The following is a 17,547-nucleotide window of genomic DNA, read 5'->3' on the forward strand; positions in this document are numbered from 1 at the left end:
CTCCTAAGCCATTGTAGCTGAAAGACTTTCAAAAGAAGCCAATAGCGCTAAATACTCCTCTTCAGATTGCGGTTTAGAAATGCAGTATCCTTGCACTACATCACAACCTAAGGATTTGACAATATTGAGTTGGTCCAATGTTTCAATACCCTCGACAACCACTTTCATGTTCAGATCATGTGCTAACCTGACCACATTAGCCACTAAACTTTCAGTATTCAAATTACTTTCAATATCGAGCACAAGTGAACGGTCAATTTTTAGTACATTAATAGGCAGTTTACTCAAGTAACTCAAAGATGAATAACCGGTACCAAAATCATCTATCGCAATACTGATACCGAGTTCAGCAATCGCCTTAAGGGTGATCGCACAATCTTCAAGGTTATTAAGCAAAAAAGTTTCGGTTAATTCAAATTCTAAATCTGTCGGTGAAACGCCTGTCAGCTGAATATGATGCTTTATCCAGTGAATAAAATCAGGCTCAGTTAACTGTCGACCAGATATATTAATTGCCATTTTTCCAAATTGAATGCCTTCACTCTGCCATCTAGCCGCAGTAATAAAGGCCGTTTTGAGCACCCAATAGCCAATATCCACCATTTGGCCATGTTGCTCTGCTAAAGGAATAAATAACGCAGGTGAAACCATCCCAAATTCGGGGTGCTGCCAACGAATTAGGGCTTCACAGCCGGACAAATTATATTTGGCAAAATCAAATTTTGGCTGAAAATGCAGAAAAAGTTGACGCTGTTGCACCGCATGAAATAACGCCTGATTTAATGAGATCTGGTGTTTTTTTCGTTCAATAGCTTGCTGATCATAACGCATGAACATCCGGACGGAGTCTTCTGCCATCATCAGATTACCCAGTAATAAATTATTCAGAACGGCTCGAGGCTCATCACCATCGTCGGGTATAAGACAGTAACTAACAGCATAATCCAACTTAGATGAGGTCAAATTAGCTTTACCAGTCACGGGGTCAATAATTAAAGCGGCCTTCTGTAAAGCGTCCATCTCGGAGGTAATATCAGGTAAACAAAGCACAAATTGTTCATTCGCTAGTAGTGCAAGCTCCCCTGCCGTACCAGTGGAATTAAGTAGCTGTAATGCAATATGCTCGATAGTCCGCTGCGCTTCTGAATAACCAATCATGCGGCTCCAGAGTTCAAAACTTTTGATCTTGATAACAACGAGAACCATAGCTCTGCGAGAATTGAGATATTGTGTTATCACCGAGATAAGCTGCTGATAATTAAGCAGCGAAGGAAGTTCAAATGCCGTGTTTAGCAACTCTCCATCAGTCACGGGATTTAAACACAAAACGACCCCAGAAGGACCAGCTAAACGACAACTCACTTCTAATTCAGTGTGATTCAATAACCTAATAGATACACTCTGACCGATTGCTAATGCCTGTTCCTGCAAGGTTAACCTATCTGTTTCAACCAAAAACTCATCAAGCAAACGTCCCTCGACCAAGGTTGAACCCAAGAGCTTTGTCGCCGCAATATTAGCATGCACAATTTGATTAGATGGGGATATCTCGAGTAAGGCATCGGAACTAGCCAACAACATTTTTTGGGATTGGTGTTGAAATATCTGTTTGTTGTGATGCGTAAATGCATTCGCTATTTCATCAAGTAACTCGTTATCTTCCCAAGGTTTTTGCAGAAAACGATACGCACTACCCGCATTAAGTAATGATTTCACCGACTCAAAATCTGAATAACCACTAATGACAAGCCCGACGACTTCAGGATATAAGCGTTTGATTTTAGAAAGTAACAGCCCTCCATCCATATAGGGCATTCTAAAATCGGTCAAAACAACTTTACAATCATAAGTGAGTAATAGGTTTAACGCTTCTTCTCCACTTTGAGCTGTCTTTACCGAATAGCCAGAACGAGTTAATAAGCGTTTTAGGGCCTTTAAAATGCCAACATCGTCATCGACTAGTAGTAAAGAGTTATCCATTGTGGCCTCTAGCTTAAGAGCATATTTACTCTGTCCAATAGATCATGATTATCAAAAGGTTTTGCTATCGCATCATCCGCACCTAATCTAATCGACTCTGCTAACTCTTTAGGTGAAAGCCCTGATAATACTAAAATTTTAATATTTGCTAACTCCGGTCGCTCTCGAATAAATTGGATAACTTCAAAACCATTCAACCCAGGTAAGGACAGGTCAAGAAGAATTAAATCTGGCTTTTCAGCAATAATTTTCACCCCAGCCTGAAAACCATCCTGTGCCGATAAAATTGCAAAGGGTGTTGAATGGAGTGCCCGCCTGAGTGCATTTCGCATCGATAATTCATCATCAATGATAAGAATAGACTTTTTATCAGCCATTAACTCATTATTATTTGAGGCTAAAAAGGCTTCTGGCATTGGCATGTTTTGTTGATGTAGAAAACTAATGAAGTCATCAACCAAGACTCGATAATTACCCCGTCCAGGTAATTTGTGACCTTTTAATTGACCTTTAGCGATCCAGCGACTCACTGTGCGTTGATGAACATCGCAATATTGAGCAATATCGCTTGGCTTGAGCGTTTTCATGCTCTCGTACCCATGATTATTCTTGCTTAGTTAACACTTATAGCATAATTTTAATCTATAAGACAAATAGGACAAATGCGATAGGTGACTTAATGCCAACCCCATCTGAAAGCACTCTGCCATTGATTTTGTGTGTAGACGATGAAGCCAGTATTCTAAAATCGCTACAGCGGCTTTTCATCGGTAAGGAGCTGCAGCTTTTATTGGCTGATAGCGGGAGCCAAGCTTTAGAGTTAATGAAGCAGCATAGAATCAATGTCATTATCACCGATATGCGCATGCCGCATATGACGGGGGCAGAATTTTTAGCTAAAGCGGCGGTATTACAACCAGACGCTTACCGCATTTTAATGACCGGTTATGCTGATCTTGCCTCGACGGTCTCTGCAATCAATCTTGGAAAAATCCACAGATATGTTCAAAAACCTTGGGATAATCAAGAACTATTAACTGTGGTTGACGAAGGATTAGCAATGTACCACTTAATTCGTCAAAACAAACAACTTACTGCCAAGGTAGCCGCACAAAACAAACAGTTAAAAGAACTCAATAACTCCCTTGAGGAAACCGTTCAAAAACGTACAGAACAACTTAAGCAAACATTATTAAAATTCAAAAACTTAGCAAGTGAACGACAAAAAGATGAAGCTGCTACCTTAGAGGTACTCTACAATATCATCGTGAGTTATCCACCACTCAGTGGCGAACTGGCCCGTAAAATCAGCGCCACCTGCGAATATCTTGCAAATGCATTGCAATTGCCCGCAGAACAGGTAGTTACGATAACAAAAGCGGGCTTATTTTCAGAAATCGGTAAAATCGCGCTCCCCACCAAAATAGCTGAAACGGCATATACCGACCTCTATGATCGTGAACGTCGTTTATTTAATGAACATCCATTACATGCTGAAGAGATCTTACTGCCCGCGATACATTTAAGCGAAATGTCACTCATCATCGTCAATCAATTAGAGCGCTTTAATGGCGGAGGTGAACCCGCTCAAAAAGCAGGCGTAGACATCCCTCTTGGGTCACGAATATTGGCTGTAGCGAGAGATTTTTGGCTGCATGTTGAAGGCCGATACGATGGTAATAAAAAAAACATGGCTGACGGCTTTGACGCAATAAAACTACGCCAGGGCAGTTATTATGACCCAGTGATAGTCAACGCTTTGTCAATTTTAGTCACTTCCGAAGAAGTAGACATAGCAAACAAAGCTAGAAGAGGACTACAAGTGAGTGCACTCAAAGCCGGTATGAAATTAAAGCAAAACTTATACAATCTTAAGCACATACTGCTGTTGCCTGAAGGACATATACTAACCTCTGCTTCACTTGATAAATTATCAAAGTATCAGCTAAAACATAAGGAGCAATTGTTAGTTGAAATAGAAACAAACTAAAGCTTAAAACATTATAAATCAATGGGATGACTTAAATATATGACTCCCTGAATACATGTAAAATGCCCACGCTGTGATGTTAAAAGTCCGACAAATATTCAGCAGTTATCATCCCTATGACCATTGCGGTGATTATTGGCAAGCTAAACGAAGCTATACTCAGTGTTGATACAAAGCTAACTTTCATCCCTTCCATTAGCATTTGTAACGTTGACATACGTGCTCCATATCAACTGTGTCAAAACGACTAATACTCTTATAAAGTTAGCTGTGCAATTTGGACTATTGAATGAATAAAAATGACCAACAGCAATTGCTGATACAATTAAGAGCAGAAAATCAGGAATTATTAGAGTTTAAAATACTCAATAATTTAATTTCAAAATCGATGCAAGCTTTGACGGAAAACATAGACCAAGCTATGCCCTTTAGCGTCTTATTTTCACTAGTCAAACAGGAGCTAAAACCTGATCTTCAATTAATCGTAACTTGCAACCCAGAAAGTACTGAGCTGAGTATTTTAGCATGCACACATGAGGAACCAATTGGAAAACACATTACATTCGAAAATACTAAAACTGTAAAATTTGAATTTAGAGAAACAACAGTGATCAATTTAGACTCTACCTCTAATTGGTCAAGCACACTAAAACGCCTATTGCACCAAGCGACATCAGCATTAATTCAGCCTGTAAAATTTAACAACAGTGATTATGCAAACATCTTACTAAAAAAAGAGCCCTATAGCTTTAACTCTGGAGCGCAATCTATCATATCAAACTACTGTAGTTTTATCGCAAACACACTTACATTGAGAGACTATCGCCATATTGCAGCTGAACGCGACAGTTTATTTGCACAACAAAAAAGAATTGAAAACAGTTTAGCGAAAGAAGGAAAATTGGCGGCAATTGGTCAACTTGCAGCCGGTGTTGCCCACGAATTAAATAACCCACTAGGATTTATTTATAGTAACTTGAACACGCTTGACGTGTACTTAAAAGATATCAACTCATTCATAAACGAAGTAAACAATACATATCCAGAAATTAATAAGTCCGTAAAAAAATATAAGCTTGACTTTATATTAAAAGACAGCATTGAATTAATTAATGAAAGTCAAGAAGGTGCTAGACGTGCTAGAGATATTATTAAAAACCTACGTAACTTCTCACATCCAGATGAACAAACCATATCAACAATAAACATAGTAAAGCTTGTTGAAGATACGGTAAAGATAGCTAAAGTCAATCTAAAAAAACACATAAAAATAAATTTAACTCATCATTTAGAAAGTGCATTAGTCAAAGGAAACACAACACAACTAAGTCAAGTAATATTAAATATTATAAACAACTCCTATTATTCAATAAAACATCAAAAAGGATTAATTGAAATAGATATCACGAAGATAAATCATTGGATAAACATTGAAATAAAGGATAATGGGAACGGTATACATGAGACTGATATACCACATATCTTTGAACCTTTTTTTACAACAAAAGAAATTGGTGAAGGTACTGGGTTAGGGCTATCAATATCAAGAGCTATAGTAGAGCAACACAATGGATTTATTACTCTTGACTACACAGGGCCTTCGGGTACAAAATTTGTTATAGGTCTACCGGAGTCTAGCCATGCTAGCAATAATTAGAAGACATAATAAATCCATTAAGAAACATCGAATATTATTCTTATTATATTGTATTATCATTGGTTTGGTTGCCAATTTATCAGTTGTAACCGTTCCAATTGCAGTACCTCTCAATATAGGCAATGTTGCAGCATTATTGATTCTAGCACGTTTAGGTCCCTTGTGGGCGTTAGTATGTTTTGTTTTTGTTGCATCTCCACTCCCCTCTTTTATTGCTATAATACTAAGCCTTATACAAGTGGTATTATTTAATATTTATATTAAAAAAAATAGCTCAAACACAACGCAAATTTCTGTGATTTATTTTTTAGCAGCTATTCTCGTTATAAAAATGTTTTCACTGGAAGCTATAAAGGATAATTTATCCTTCTTGATTATATATTGCTCTTTATCAACGGCATTATTTATTTGGAGTATAAAAGCTGCACGTTTACTCCTTGCATTATATGTTAATAATGAGCAATTAAGAAAACAGTCATTGCAACATCAACTATCTTTTAGAGTCGGATTATACACAGCAATCCCTGCAACATTACTGATTACACTTGGTCTCAATGGACTAACGAGTTTAGAACTTGTGAAACAAATGGTTCATTATCAAAATGAAGTTAACTCTCTTAAGGACAATATTGAGTTAAAACTAAAAGATTACATCGTAAAAATTGAAACTATTGTTAATACAACAGAAAAACAAGTTACCAAAAACACTTTAAAACTTCTTGTGGAACAATCTTCAGAATTTATATCTTCACTTGTAACAGATAATAATGGTATTGTTAGAGATTTCTACAAAGTTGATGCAAACACAAACAACATCGGCAACTTGAGCGTTGCAGACCGTCCCTATTTTTATTTGGTAAAACAAACAAAAACGTCTTTTATAAGTGATACCTTCAAAGGAAGATCACTCGGAGATGATCAATTATTTGCTGTAAGCACACCTATAATAAGAGAAAATAAATTTGATGGTGTACTACAATTAGCAATAAAACTTAATTCATTACTGACATTATTTGATAAACATAATGATAGTATTTCACATCGTATACTCATAGATAAATCAGGAAGAAAAGTATGGGGAAACAATGTAAGTGGTGATATCGGCAGTGTCTGGACTCGACCTAAAGATAGCGAGCCGATGAAAGATACATTTTTAAGAAAAAGTATATTCAACCCACTTAATCCTATTACATTTAGCAAAGATGCGCATCACTTTATCATCAATGAAAAAATAGGTTTAACTGGTTGGGAGTTATATTTTTTCATTGACACGAACGATCTCTTCATAAAACTTTCAATTTATTTTTTTCTTGCTCTAGCCTTAATCACTATAATATTAGAAACATCTGTTAGACTATCAAAAAGATTTGTAAAAAACTACACACAGGCATTGGAGCAATTGGTAGATTACACTCAACAATGGGATGGCAAAACCTTAAATAGCAAAGCATTGAATCTTACTCAATCGGCGCTTGAAATTGACACTTTAGCGCATAGCTTTATAAATATGCAACGACGAGTAACTGGTGCTCACAACGCAACAATATCATCAATGAATGAGGTAAGACTTCTTAATGAAGAGTTAGAAGAAAGAGTTGAAAAACGAACAAGAGAATTAGAAGAAGAGCGTGATAAAGCAAATCATCTAGCGGCAATTAAAACTAGATTCCTTGCTAATATGAGCCATGAAATTCGTACTCCAATAACGATAATTAAAGGTTTCACTGAACAAATTTTACCTATTACCCATGGTGAAGTACATACTGCTCTTTGCAAAATTGAACAAAATACATCTCACCTTCAAAGTATCATTAATGACATTTTAGACGCGGCAAAAATTGATGAAGGAAAAATGACTATAGCTGAGCAATCGGTTGCTATTGAACCGCTTTTAAACAGCTTAAGTGATGCATTAACTGTTTTAGCACATTCGAAAAATTTAACCACTCAGTTAGACATTAATCTATCAAATATTAAATATATAAAAACAGACCCTTATAGACTTAAGCAGATATTACTAAATTTTATTAGTAACGCAGTAAAGTTCACGCAAAAAGGTACTGTAAAATTAGTTGCGAACATAACAAATAAAAATGAGTTATATATTGCAATTATCGACAACGGCATTGGTATTTCATCTGAACAAGCATCGAGTTTATTTCATGCATTTACTCAAGCAGACTCCAGTACCAGTAGAGATTATGGCGGTACAGGTCTAGGATTATTTATCAGCAAACAATTAGCTGATGCTATGTCTTTACAACTTAATATGCATAGTACAGTTGGGATTGGGTCTTGTTTCTCTATCACATTACCCGCAGAAAAATTAATTAATAATGTTGCCATAACGCATGATGAAATCAATATTATTCAAAATGAAATCATAGACTGGAAAAATAAAAGCATCTTATTTGTTGATGATGTAGAGGATATTAGAGACTTAGTAGCTATTTACCTAAAAGATACAGGAATAAGTATAGATTTTGGTGTCAATGGTGAAGAAGCAATACAATTAGCATCTCTAAAACATTACGATCTGATCATATTAGACCAACAAATGCCAGTTATCGATGGACTTACCGCTGCAAATACAATAAGTGCGATGAATAAAAATATTCCTTTATTATTATTAAGTGCTGATATTTTTTATGATGACAGTGAAAAAAATAGCCCTTTCAACAAAAAAATCACAAAACCTTTTAGCAAACAACAGATCATTGATATCTTGCAATATTTTATGAGAGAAAACCAATCAACATATAATAAGCAAAAAAAAGAAGATGACATATTAGATAATGATTTAACAATTGAATATCTAAAAACCTTACCTAATGCATTGTATTTATTAAAGCAACTTATCAATGATGGAGAAGTAACAAAGTTAGGACATGAATTACATAAGCTAAAAGGAACAAGTGCGTGTTTAGGGCTTAGCAATATATCGTCATGTGCGGCACATCTCAATGTGCAACTAAAAAATCGAATGATAACCCTAGAAGAAATCAACGAATTGTCAACCGCTATAACGGATGCACTTTTAGCTGAAAATGAAAAATAATAGGATATAATATCAATGGTAACACATGAGTCAGAGCTAACACTCAAAAACATCAGCAGGAGTTAAGATTGGTAATATCACAGTGAAAGAAGTGCCCACACCTAAAGTAGAAGTGACTTTAATCTCACCTTTATGCTTTTGAACTATACTGTAGGATAATGATAAACCAAGCCCTGTGCCTGTTCCGACAGGTTTGGTGGTGTAAAAAGGTTCAAATATTTTACGTATATCTTGTGCTGCAATACCAGAACCAGTATCACGAATAACAATCATAAATTCTGATTCTGTCGCACTTACATCGATAGATATTTCACCTCTTTCCTCTATAGCTTGCGCAGCATTAACTAACAAATTAAGGAATACTTGATTAAGCTGCATTGGCTGACAATATAGCTCTGGCAAATTATCCTGGAAATTACGAAGAACAACAGCTTTATATTTAATTTGGTTAGCAGCAATTTTTAATGTATTTTCAATACCCTCTATTACATTAGCATATTGCCATTCACTACTATCTACATGAGAAAAAGACTTGAGGCTTTTCACTATTACGGCAACGCGATCTAATCCCTCAATCGATTCATTGATTAAATCAGGTAAATCTGAGCATATAAATTCAAACTGATGTCGCTTCAACATATCTTGTTCAAGTGCAAAATAAGGAGGAGACCCAATCTTATGTACTAGTTTTTGATAAAAGCTAAGTAATTTTAATAACTTATCATTATAATCTTGTAAGCTTTGTAAGTTTGAATTCACAAAACCAATTGGATTATTAATTTCATGAGCAACACCTGCTGCTAACTGCCCAATTGCGGCCATTTTTTCAGATTGTAATAATTGATTCTGAGCAGCCTCTAGTTTTTTATTGAGAAGACTAAGTGCTGTATGCTCTTGTTCCAATTGTTCAGAAAGGCATTTTTGTGCTTGGTAATAACTTGCAAGCTCAGTTACATCTTGCACAATTAAACAAACTGTTTTCACTTGATTATTTTCTATATCGAGCGGGAAAAACTCAATATTTTGGTACATAGCAGTCTCTTCACCTGTAATAGGCCGACTGCTACTAAAGTCAAATACATGTGGACGATGTTCCCAATATGAGAAACTGGCATTATTAAGCACAAAAACGCTATTAATTTTTTTTTGAAGAAATTTTGCGGCATCAGGGAATAACACGAGTAAGTTATTTTCGTGTGTAACTGACTTATTATCGGTTGACAATCTATCGGTAAAAAATTCATTCCAGTAAATAATTTGATAAAACTCATCAACCACACAAATTCCAAGTGGTAAGCGTGAAGTAAGCTTCTGCAATAGCTGTGACTGACTCATAATTACTCCAGCAGCTGCTGTAGTTTCGCTAATAAAGTTTGAACTGATGCCTCTTCCAAACAGATCACAACTTTTGAGTCAAACTGACTCACTTCCACTTTAAACTCAACCTCCATCATTAAAGTACTTGCCCATCTATAGTGGTAATGCTGACTAGCCGCATTGTACATTGTCGGCATACTTAACTTTGCGTTTAATGAAAGTTGCTCAGCAAATCCGGTTAAACATGCACCAGCTAAAATATTGGCAAGTTCTAACAACAATTCATTTAACCGGTCTTGAGTAAGTGGCAGTTCATACTCCATTAATGTACCAATCGCATCGCAGCCTTGCTTAGATAGCGTTGAAATAACTTCACCTTTAATACTGCCTAAAAATGATTGGCGTGTGTACCACATTGCCTCGTCCGATAGCATAGAGACAAATTGTTCAGGAGTAACATCACTGATTTTAGGAATTGATAGTGTAATTTTAGCTTCGATTAAACGAGCAAGTGAATTAGCTGCTTGCCCCATAGAAATATTCATCAATTCCTGGAGCGCGTCTCGCTGTTCTTCAGATAGCAACATGTTCATATTAGCCCCACATCGAAAAGTGCTTCTCTTAACTGTGCGGGTTGTAACGGTTTTTGTAAGAAACGAAAAGCACCTAGGGAATCAACTAACAATTTAGCTTCTGGCTGTATATCTGCACTTATCACAATCACAACCGTCTTTGATTGTTGTTCATGCAGACATTTAAGTACTCCAAATCCATCAAGTTCAGGCATGGTCAGGTCAAGAAAAAGTACCTCAGCCTTACCTGAATTAGCTGCTTCTAGAGCCTCTTTTCCATTGCACGCTTCAGTGATCTCAACATCCCAGTCCTCCGGTAAAGCTCGTCTTACCGCTTTTCTGGACATTAAAGAATCATCAGCAATTGTGACAGGTATTGGCATAGCATCACCTCATGAGTGTCTCATCTGTCTTATATTAGTCGTTATTCACTATGCGTCAATGTTAAGCGCTAATAATAAGAATCTTAGTAGAACCTTCAGCACAATGATTTTCTCGATAAAGTTCAACTTAAAAAATAACTCATGCCAAAACAACAAACTAGTAAAACTATTCCACCGTCTTGATTGCATTCCAGTTGCTTTCAGGATGAAAATTTAGCTAAACACTAAATTGAAGCTTTGGCCAGGCTAAAAGAAATAGATAAACAGCTGGTTTTAAATGAATGCGAGTAGCAATATTGGGATAAAACCACATAGCCAATATGACCAGTTTATTTGAGATATTAGGGCGTGTTGGCAACGTTTCAGAGTGGTTTGTTGCAGCAGTTTGGCTGGTTGTGCGAGGCAAAGTCCATACTGCATAGTTAAGCTACATAAAACTAAGATAACTCCGCAGAAATATCAGCCAAATACTGCCAGAAGAGTTCATTCTGGCAAGACTTTTCTCTTTACTTTCAGTGATTAGAGACGCTGGTAATTTGAGTAAAATAACGGCCCATATTTACTCGCTTCGCGAGCAGCACTTACTCAAACGAACAAAATTGAATCTTAAAATATCAACATTCTTTAGACGGTAGGCATTAGTGGTTTACTGATATCGCAAATGAAAAAGCCTCATCAAATGATGAGGCTTTTTCATATTTGGCGGAGCGGACGGGACTCGAACCCGCGACCCCCGGCGTGACAGGCCGGTATTCTAACCAACTGAACTACCGCTCCAAACTTTTTATTATACCGCTGTAACAGCAATATAATTTTAACTTGCATAACTTGACTGGCGGAGCGGACGGGACTCGAACCCGCGACCCCCGGCGTGACAGGCCGGTATTCTAACCAACTGAACTACCGCTCCACTCAAGTTGCGGTGAATAATACGGTTGAGCGTTCGAAGCGTCAACCGTTTTTTTCACTCAATTGCATCGATTAGTTAAAATTTCGCCAAACTTAACAAAACCCCATGATAAGTGAACAAAATATCTGCAAATCCCGATGTAAATCTCACCCTTTCCTTCACTTTTATCTACGATTATCAGGTTCATCTGGCATAGTTAAATCTATTTCATCAAGAGATGGGACATCAGCTTTATTTTGTTCCGCTTCATCTAAAATCCGCTGTTCGGCCGCGGCTAATGCTTGTGCCAAACTTTGACGCTTACGCCAAATAATCAGCCCAACCACACCCAGTAGCACTAACACCACATTGACGGTGATAATCCAGAAGATCGCTTCCTGCTTAGCGAGAGCCTCTTCCTCTGCAGCCTTTTGCGCGGCCACAGCTGCGAGCTCTTCTTCGCTAGGTGGTGGCTCGGGCGGTTGCACTAGGTTGAAGAACAGTTCAGGTAAATCGAGTACTATTTCACGGCCAGTGACTGTCGTTGTCGCAGCAGAGCCTTTTATTCGGTAACTGCCAAACTCGGTCACAGGCGGTATCGGCAATTCAGTGTCGCTCTCCTTAAGCCCATGAACTACGAGGGGAAGTTGCAAACCAGCAGGTCCAACAAGCTCAAATGAAAAATGGGTCTCAGCTAGCTGTAATACGCTACTATCGGCATGTAGCATGATTTTCCATTGACCCGTTAAAGGATCTTCAGGAGTTATCACCTCTGCATTTACGGGTCGTGGAGATAAGCTAAAAGGAAATGAGATTTGCCTTTCAAATACGTTGTTACGCGCTTGAACGACAAAGTCGTACTCACCCCATGGCTGCTTAAGATTGATATCGCCTGTAAATATGCCGTCATCAGGTCTTTCATCGAACTTTTCACCATTATCTTTGTAGGAACCAACGATAATGTCACCTGCGGCAAAGTTTTCATCGCCCGTACGATGCTTACTGACAAAGTGCGCGGTCCACTCGACTAAATAGTCCATCCCAGGCATGCGAACGCGCTCTGCATCTCCCATTAATTGGGCAATCACTTTGGTTTGTTCGCCTTGGAATAATGGCTGAGGCAATCGTTGAACTTCAATCTCAAGCTTTGAAACCCGTTTAATTTTCGAGCCCGGCACCACCTTACCCACTAATTGCCAAGGACCAGGCTGGGGTGATTCAATATAAATAATATCTCCGGTCATACCATCAACCCATTTAACGGTTTCTGGATGACGATTGGCGTACCACTTACTGCCATCGGGCAAGACAATCACCACGGGGGCCGAACCATATTCTCGCTGGATCATGAGTGTCATACTGCTGACCATATGATCCACCCGAAAACGATTTTTAAGTTCAGATGCCGTATCTACGGGCACGACTTTCATATTCGAGGGCTTGGACGACGTGTTTACCTTACTCTCAGCACTGTTTACCTTAACCTCAGCACTTGGCTCAGCAGTATTTTGAACCTTAGCTGCCATATCGGTAGTCGGCTTTGTCGGCTTAGCGGTCACTGGTTCCGTATCAGCCGCAAACAATGACGTGCTCAAGCTAAGGTAGCCGAGTATTAACGTGGTATTGACTAGAGATTTTCGCAGCGACATCGTCATAGGCTAAAAATTATCCTCTCCAGAGGCACTTTCCTGATTTTGCGACTAAATCAAGGCGTTGTTCATGTATAACGAGTTCATCGGCCGATGCGCTGATCACTTTAAGATTAAGTGATGCGGGATCAAAGCGTTGAATGCCTCCCGCCTCTTGACCAACTTCTTCGTTAGAGAGATTAAACTTAGTCTGACCTCCCGTCATCGACAAATACACATCGGCAAGAATTTCGGCGTCGAGTAATGCGCCATGGTAATGGCGGCGGGAATTGTCGATGCCATAACGTTTGCAGAGAGCGTCTAAGTTGTTTTTTTGCCCAGGATGCAAAAACTTAGCGATATCGAGGGAGTCTAAAATATCACAAATGTCGCGAGTCTTTGGTCCTAACGGTTGTAGTAAGGAAAACTCATGGTCCATAAAGCTCACGTCGAAGTTTGCGTTATGGGCTACAATTTCTGCGCCACTGATAAAATCGATAAACTCTTGCGCTATTTGATGAAATCTTGGCTCATTTGCAACACGCTCATCGGTGATCCCGTGAACAGCAATCGCTTCTGGATCAATCGCTTGGCCAGGATTGATATATTGATGGTAATAACGCCCCGTTAAACGGCGGTTGATGACCTCAACACACCCTATCTCAATAATTCGGTGACCTATATACACCGCACCACTCCCCTGGTTCATACCAGTGGTTTCAGTATCCAAAATAACCTGACGGCTTGCGTTTGAGATAATATTCATACTTTTATGCGCTTCTTATGACTTTTTTTGGTTATACTCGGCCGATATTTACGCCGCTGGTAACCACTTGATGACTGAACTAAAACTAATCCACATCTTCACCGATGGTTCTTGCTTAGGCAATCCGGGCCCCGGTGGCTATGGCATTGTAATGAATTATAAGGGCCATACAAAGGAGATATCCGATGGTTTTGCCCTGACAACCAATAATCGCATGGAATTATTAGCCCCAATCGTTGCGCTTGAGGCCCTAAAAGAACCCTGTAAAATCATTCTCACCAGCGATAGCCAATATATGCGCCAAGGGATCACCACTTGGATCCACGGTTGGAAGAAAAAAGGCTGGATGACATCTAATCGAACGCCGGTGAAAAATGTCGATCTTTGGAAACGTTTAGATAACGCCGCTCAACTCCACCAAATTGATTGGCGCTGGGTAAAAGGCCATGCCGGACACGCGGAAAATGAACGCTGTGATCAACTTGCTCGCGCCGCCGCAGAGGCAAATCCTACGCAAATTGATGCAGGTTATCAGGCGGAGTCCTAACACTTATCTCTGCTAGAACACCATTATTCTCGTGATAAATGGAAAAAATTACTGCAAAACTGCACAAAGGCCAGCCCTAACGACGTTGCTTGGCGACTCTTATGAGTGATGCGGTAAAACTGCCGCTCTAGCACTAATCCTTCAATGGTGACTAGAGCCAATTCTTTTCGACTAATGTCTTTATCCAACGCAAGTTCTGACAAAACCCCCAAACCAGCACCTTGTTTTACCGCCAACTTGATGGCATCTGGCGTGGTAAAGCAGAACTTAGCCTCCGGTTGCATACCCAGTTCATTGGCCGCATTAACAAAATATTCCCGAGTTCCCGATCCTTCTTCACGCAGCACCCAAGATTGGCCTTTTACGGCCATAGGCTTAACCGTTTGCCCTGCTAATGGATGAGCGGGATGGCAAAACACCAATAATCGATCCTTGTGCCACGGCTCGATATGAAGACGGTTATCAGTACAATGCCCTTCAATAAACCCCATTTCGGCACGAAATTGTGCAACGGATTGAATCACTTCTTGGGTATTGGTGATCGCCACGTCTACATGGGTTTGGATATGTTGCTGGCAAAATGCGACTGCCGCTTTCGCCAGTAAATAATTACCAATCGTTGAGCTTGCACTCACACTTAAGTGTCCAACCAAATCACCATCTTGACGAGTAAATGCCTGCTCAATTTGTTCAACACGATGTAAAAGATCGGTGGCCAACGGCAACAAGAGGTTACCCTGCGAATTCAGTTGCAGACGATTGCCAATTCTTTCAAATAACCGGGCATTGAGCTGTTTTTCCAATTCGGCTAAGGCCATAGAGGTCGCAGGCGGCGATAGATTAACTTGTTCAGCCGCTTTTGCCACCTGACCACTGCGTGCGACGGCTTCAAAAACTGCAAGTTGCCTTAGGGTAATTCGCATATCGGACTCATTAATCGATGATGTTATTTTATATGTTCGGATAAATGCCCTGTGCGTCCGGCACTTGGCGCAGTGGCCCAATTGGGTTGTCGAACTTTACGTTTGTCACGGATTGGGGTTAATGGTGATTCTAATTTTCGAGCCACAATCAAATACAAACTCCCCGCACTGGGAAGCCATGAAGCTAAGGTTTGCTGTAAAAAACGGCCACGATTCAATTCGCCGATCAGGGGATGGTAAACCAAACGCTCATCACTCACCACTTGATAACCAAGTAGCCCTAACCAATCTCGCACCCTAGATGGCATAAAAAAGCGTCCGCACCAAGGTAGATCATCTTGATATTTCGGCCACAGCTTGCCAAGAAACACTGAGCTTAAGGGGTTAAAGCCCACAATAAATAAATAACCACCGGCGATCAGCACTCTGTCGGTTTCCCGTAAAATACGGTAAGGATCAGCCTCAAACTCTAGTAGCAGGCTCATCACCACAGCATCAATCACCCCATTTTGTATCGGTAAATGACAAAAATCCCCCATTAACGAGGCTGTTGGTGCTGAGCATAGTGAAAAATGATGAGCAACAGGGGATGCCATACTGGAGAGCTGTGCACTTAAGGGGCCCAACTTCAACAAATGATAACCAAACACCCTTGGCCACCAATCAGTGAGTTTATCGGTAACAGCTTGCTGGAGTGCGTCGCCATTGGGTAAATCTTCCCATTGCTCAGGTTTACGCACAGAACTGTTATACGACACAACTCACCTCCCTTTCCGTTATCTTATTACTTTTACCGAGTTAAAATCTTCATTGAACATCCATCATTAGGTGATTTAAAAATCACAATAGTCGCCAACTGATAGCCACCTGTGGATAATAACCTCATCTTGAAATCAAAATACAGCTATCGGCGGTGCTATGCTCACTATAACAGCGATTAATTCCTTTAATGACAATTATATCTGGGTGTTGCGACAAGACTCCCAGCAAACGGTGTATGTGGTTGATCCTGGCGATCCACATGTTGTGCTCGACTACTTACGTAAACATCAACTTACGTTAGCGGGTATTTTGATCACTCATCATCATCATGATCATACAGGTGGAATAACCGCCCTCGCCGCCCATGTTAAGCAGACAACAGACCAGATCCTGGCTGTCTACGGTCCGCAACGTGAAGCTATTCAAGGCATCAATCAGCCAATCGACCCTACACAGATCAATACACTTACTTTGCCCTTTATCGATGCGCCCATACACATCTTGTCTGTACCTGGGCATACTGCTGGTCATATAGCGTATCTACTTGATGGTGCACTATTTTGTGGTGATACACTCTTTAGTGCAGGCTGCGGTCGTTTATTTGAGGGCACCCCTGCACAAATGTGGCAATCTTTAAGTTTGCTCGCGGCGTTACCAGATGAGACTCGAGTGTACTGCGCCCATGAATATACTCTTGCGAATCTTAAATTCGCCCAAGAGGTAGATGCAGATAACGCTGCACTCAACAAGTATGTAGAGCAAGCCACCACAATGCGTGCCCAAAACAAAGCCACTATCCCCTCCACCATAGGGTTAGAGCGGGCAATCAATCCCTTCCTTCGTCCGTTAGCGCCTACCATAGTCAACAGCATAAAAAGTAAGTTTTGTGACCAAGATCTGACTAAAGCTGATGAACTAAGCTGTTTTGCCCTACTTCGGCAGTGGAAAGATATTTTTTAGTAAAAAACGATCCATTTATGGCTGAAATTTATACAGATTTTTCCACTTTTGATGACGTAAATCAAAAGTGACCCTACAAGATGTACGATAATTTAGGGACAAGCTCGAAAAGATC

The 17,547-nt window shown here is 39.6% G+C and carries 14 protein-coding genes and 2 tRNA genes; 5 read left to right on the plus strand and 11 right to left on the minus strand.

All coding sequences use genetic code 11. From position 1 onward, the window contains the following. Nucleotides 1-3: 3 nt before the first annotated feature. On the minus strand, nt 4-1,980 hold the full coding sequence (locus KXJ80_RS13745; protein WP_218738663.1) for an EAL domain-containing protein: 1,977 nt from the start codon (nt 1,978-1,980) through the stop codon (nt 4-6). A gap of 8 nt (nt 1,981-1,988) precedes the next feature. Further along, nucleotides 1,989-2,567: a response regulator gene (locus tag KXJ80_RS13750; RefSeq protein WP_037419118.1), complete on the minus strand. Its 579-nt coding sequence runs from the start codon at nt 2,565-2,567 to the stop codon at nt 1,989-1,991. A 92-nt stretch (nt 2,568-2,659) separates the two neighbouring features. Here KXJ80_RS13750 and nosR point away from each other — a divergent pair, with 92 nt between their 5' ends. From nosR to KXJ80_RS13765, 3 genes are all read left to right on the plus strand, one after another. Further along, entirely contained in the window at nt 2,660-3,970 is a 1,311-nt protein-coding gene (nosR, locus tag KXJ80_RS13755; protein ID WP_218738664.1) for a response regulator c-di-GMP phosphodiesterase, NosR family, read from the plus strand. Between the two features lie 289 nt (nt 3,971-4,259). Next, nucleotides 4,260-5,627, plus strand: coding sequence for a sensor histidine kinase (locus tag KXJ80_RS13760; protein WP_218738665.1), 1,368 nt, complete (start codon nt 4,260-4,262; stop codon nt 5,625-5,627). Then, complete coding sequence (locus tag KXJ80_RS13765; RefSeq protein ID WP_218738666.1) at nt 5,611-8,685, plus strand: hybrid sensor histidine kinase/response regulator; 3,075 nt, start codon at nt 5,611-5,613, stop codon at nt 8,683-8,685. The genes KXJ80_RS13760 and KXJ80_RS13765 overlap by 17 nt, the downstream gene beginning before the upstream one ends. A gap of 36 nt (nt 8,686-8,721) precedes the next feature. Here the strand turns inward: KXJ80_RS13765 and KXJ80_RS13770 are convergent, their stop codons facing one another. The 7 genes from KXJ80_RS13770 to dnaQ form a co-directional block, all read right to left on the minus strand. Next, on the minus strand, nt 8,722-10,020 hold the full coding sequence (locus tag KXJ80_RS13770; protein WP_169547997.1) for a sensor histidine kinase: 1,299 nt from the start codon (nt 10,018-10,020) through the stop codon (nt 8,722-8,724). Between the two features lie 2 nt (nt 10,021-10,022). Continuing rightward, nucleotides 10,023-10,595 carry a chemotaxis protein CheC gene (locus tag KXJ80_RS13775; RefSeq protein ID WP_037419126.1) on the minus strand — a complete coding sequence of 191 codons (573 nt, stop codon included), beginning with the start codon at nt 10,593-10,595 and terminating at the stop codon, nt 10,023-10,025. After that, nucleotides 10,592-10,957: a response regulator gene (locus KXJ80_RS13780; RefSeq protein WP_037419128.1), complete on the minus strand. Its 366-nt coding sequence runs from the start codon at nt 10,955-10,957 to the stop codon at nt 10,592-10,594. The genes KXJ80_RS13775 and KXJ80_RS13780 overlap by 4 nt, the downstream gene beginning before the upstream one ends. A 700-nt stretch (nt 10,958-11,657) precedes the next feature. Beyond that, a tRNA-Asp gene (locus tag KXJ80_RS13785) sits at nt 11,658-11,734 on the minus strand. A gap of 56 nt (nt 11,735-11,790) precedes the next feature. Further along, nucleotides 11,791-11,867: transfer RNA gene (locus tag KXJ80_RS13790), tRNA-Asp, on the minus strand. Between the two features lie 164 nt (nt 11,868-12,031). Next, entirely contained in the window at nt 12,032-13,501 is a 1,470-nt protein-coding gene (locus tag KXJ80_RS13795; RefSeq protein ID WP_256931144.1) for a TIGR03503 family protein, read from the minus strand. A 10-nt stretch (nt 13,502-13,511) separates the two neighbouring features. Beyond that, nucleotides 13,512-14,240: a DNA polymerase III subunit epsilon gene (dnaQ, locus tag KXJ80_RS13800; protein ID WP_218738667.1), complete on the minus strand. Its 729-nt coding sequence runs from the start codon at nt 14,238-14,240 to the stop codon at nt 13,512-13,514. Nucleotides 14,241-14,310: 70 nt separating this feature from the next. Here dnaQ and rnhA point away from each other — a divergent pair, with 70 nt between their 5' ends. After that, complete coding sequence (gene rnhA / locus KXJ80_RS13805) at nt 14,311-14,787, plus strand: ribonuclease HI (protein ID WP_037419137.1); 477 nt, start codon at nt 14,311-14,313, stop codon at nt 14,785-14,787. Between the two features lie 23 nt (nt 14,788-14,810). Here rnhA and KXJ80_RS13810 read toward each other — a convergent pair whose 3' ends face one another. Both KXJ80_RS13810 and KXJ80_RS13815 read right to left on the minus strand, forming a co-directional pair. Beyond that, nucleotides 14,811-15,710, minus strand: coding sequence for a LysR substrate-binding domain-containing protein (locus KXJ80_RS13810; protein WP_055647910.1), 900 nt, complete (start codon nt 15,708-15,710; stop codon nt 14,811-14,813). Nucleotides 15,711-15,733: 23 nt separating this feature from the next. Then, nucleotides 15,734-16,468 (minus strand): methyltransferase domain-containing protein, encoded by a 735-nt coding sequence (locus KXJ80_RS13815; RefSeq protein WP_037419144.1) that lies wholly within the window; start codon nt 16,466-16,468, stop codon nt 15,734-15,736. Nucleotides 16,469-16,628: 160 nt separating this feature from the next. On the opposite strand from KXJ80_RS13815, the gene gloB reads away from it, so the two are divergent. Further along, the gene (gloB, locus tag KXJ80_RS13820) at nt 16,629-17,432 is read left to right on the plus strand and encodes a hydroxyacylglutathione hydrolase (protein WP_218738668.1); all 804 of its coding nucleotides are present in this window, start codon (nt 16,629-16,631) and stop codon (nt 17,430-17,432) included. Nucleotides 17,433-17,547: the final 115 nt, after the last annotated feature.

The sequence above is a fragment of the Shewanella xiamenensis genome (assembly GCF_024971755.1).
GTDB lineage: Bacteria > Pseudomonadota > Gammaproteobacteria > Enterobacterales > Shewanellaceae > Shewanella > Shewanella xiamenensis.

Bases quoted from the DNA above. Each gene is read 5' to 3' on its own strand.
- KXJ80_RS13780 (WP_037419128.1), bottom strand. From the start codon at position 10,957: ATGCCAATACCTGTCACAATTGCTGATGATTCTTTAATGTCCAGAAAA.
- nosR (WP_218738664.1), top strand. From the start codon at position 2,660: ATGCCAACCCCATCTGAAAGCACTCTGCCATTGATTTTGTGTGTAGAC.
- rnhA (WP_037419137.1), top strand. From the start codon at position 14,311: ATGACTGAACTAAAACTAATCCACATCTTCACCGATGGTTCTTGCTTA.
- KXJ80_RS13745 (WP_218738663.1), bottom strand. From the start codon at position 1,980: ATGGATAACTCTTTACTACTAGTCGATGACGATGTTGGCATTTTAAAG.
- dnaQ (WP_218738667.1), bottom strand. From the start codon at position 14,240: ATGAATATTATCTCAAACGCAAGCCGTCAGGTTATTTTGGATACTGAA.
- gloB (WP_218738668.1), top strand. From the start codon at position 16,629: ATGCTCACTATAACAGCGATTAATTCCTTTAATGACAATTATATCTGG.
- KXJ80_RS13810 (WP_055647910.1), bottom strand. From the start codon at position 15,710: ATGCGAATTACCCTAAGGCAACTTGCAGTTTTTGAAGCCGTCGCACGC.
- KXJ80_RS13760 (WP_218738665.1), top strand. From the start codon at position 4,260: ATGAATAAAAATGACCAACAGCAATTGCTGATACAATTAAGAGCAGAA.
- KXJ80_RS13770 (WP_169547997.1), bottom strand. From the start codon at position 10,020: ATGAGTCAGTCACAGCTATTGCAGAAGCTTACTTCACGCTTACCACTT.
- KXJ80_RS13775 (WP_037419126.1), bottom strand. From the start codon at position 10,595: ATGAACATGTTGCTATCTGAAGAACAGCGAGACGCGCTCCAGGAATTG.
- KXJ80_RS13765 (WP_218738666.1), top strand. From the start codon at position 5,611: ATGCTAGCAATAATTAGAAGACATAATAAATCCATTAAGAAACATCGA.
- KXJ80_RS13750 (WP_037419118.1), bottom strand. From the start codon at position 2,567: ATGAAAACGCTCAAGCCAAGCGATATTGCTCAATATTGCGATGTTCAT.
- KXJ80_RS13795 (WP_256931144.1), bottom strand. From the start codon at position 13,501: ATGACGATGTCGCTGCGAAAATCTCTAGTCAATACCACGTTAATACTC.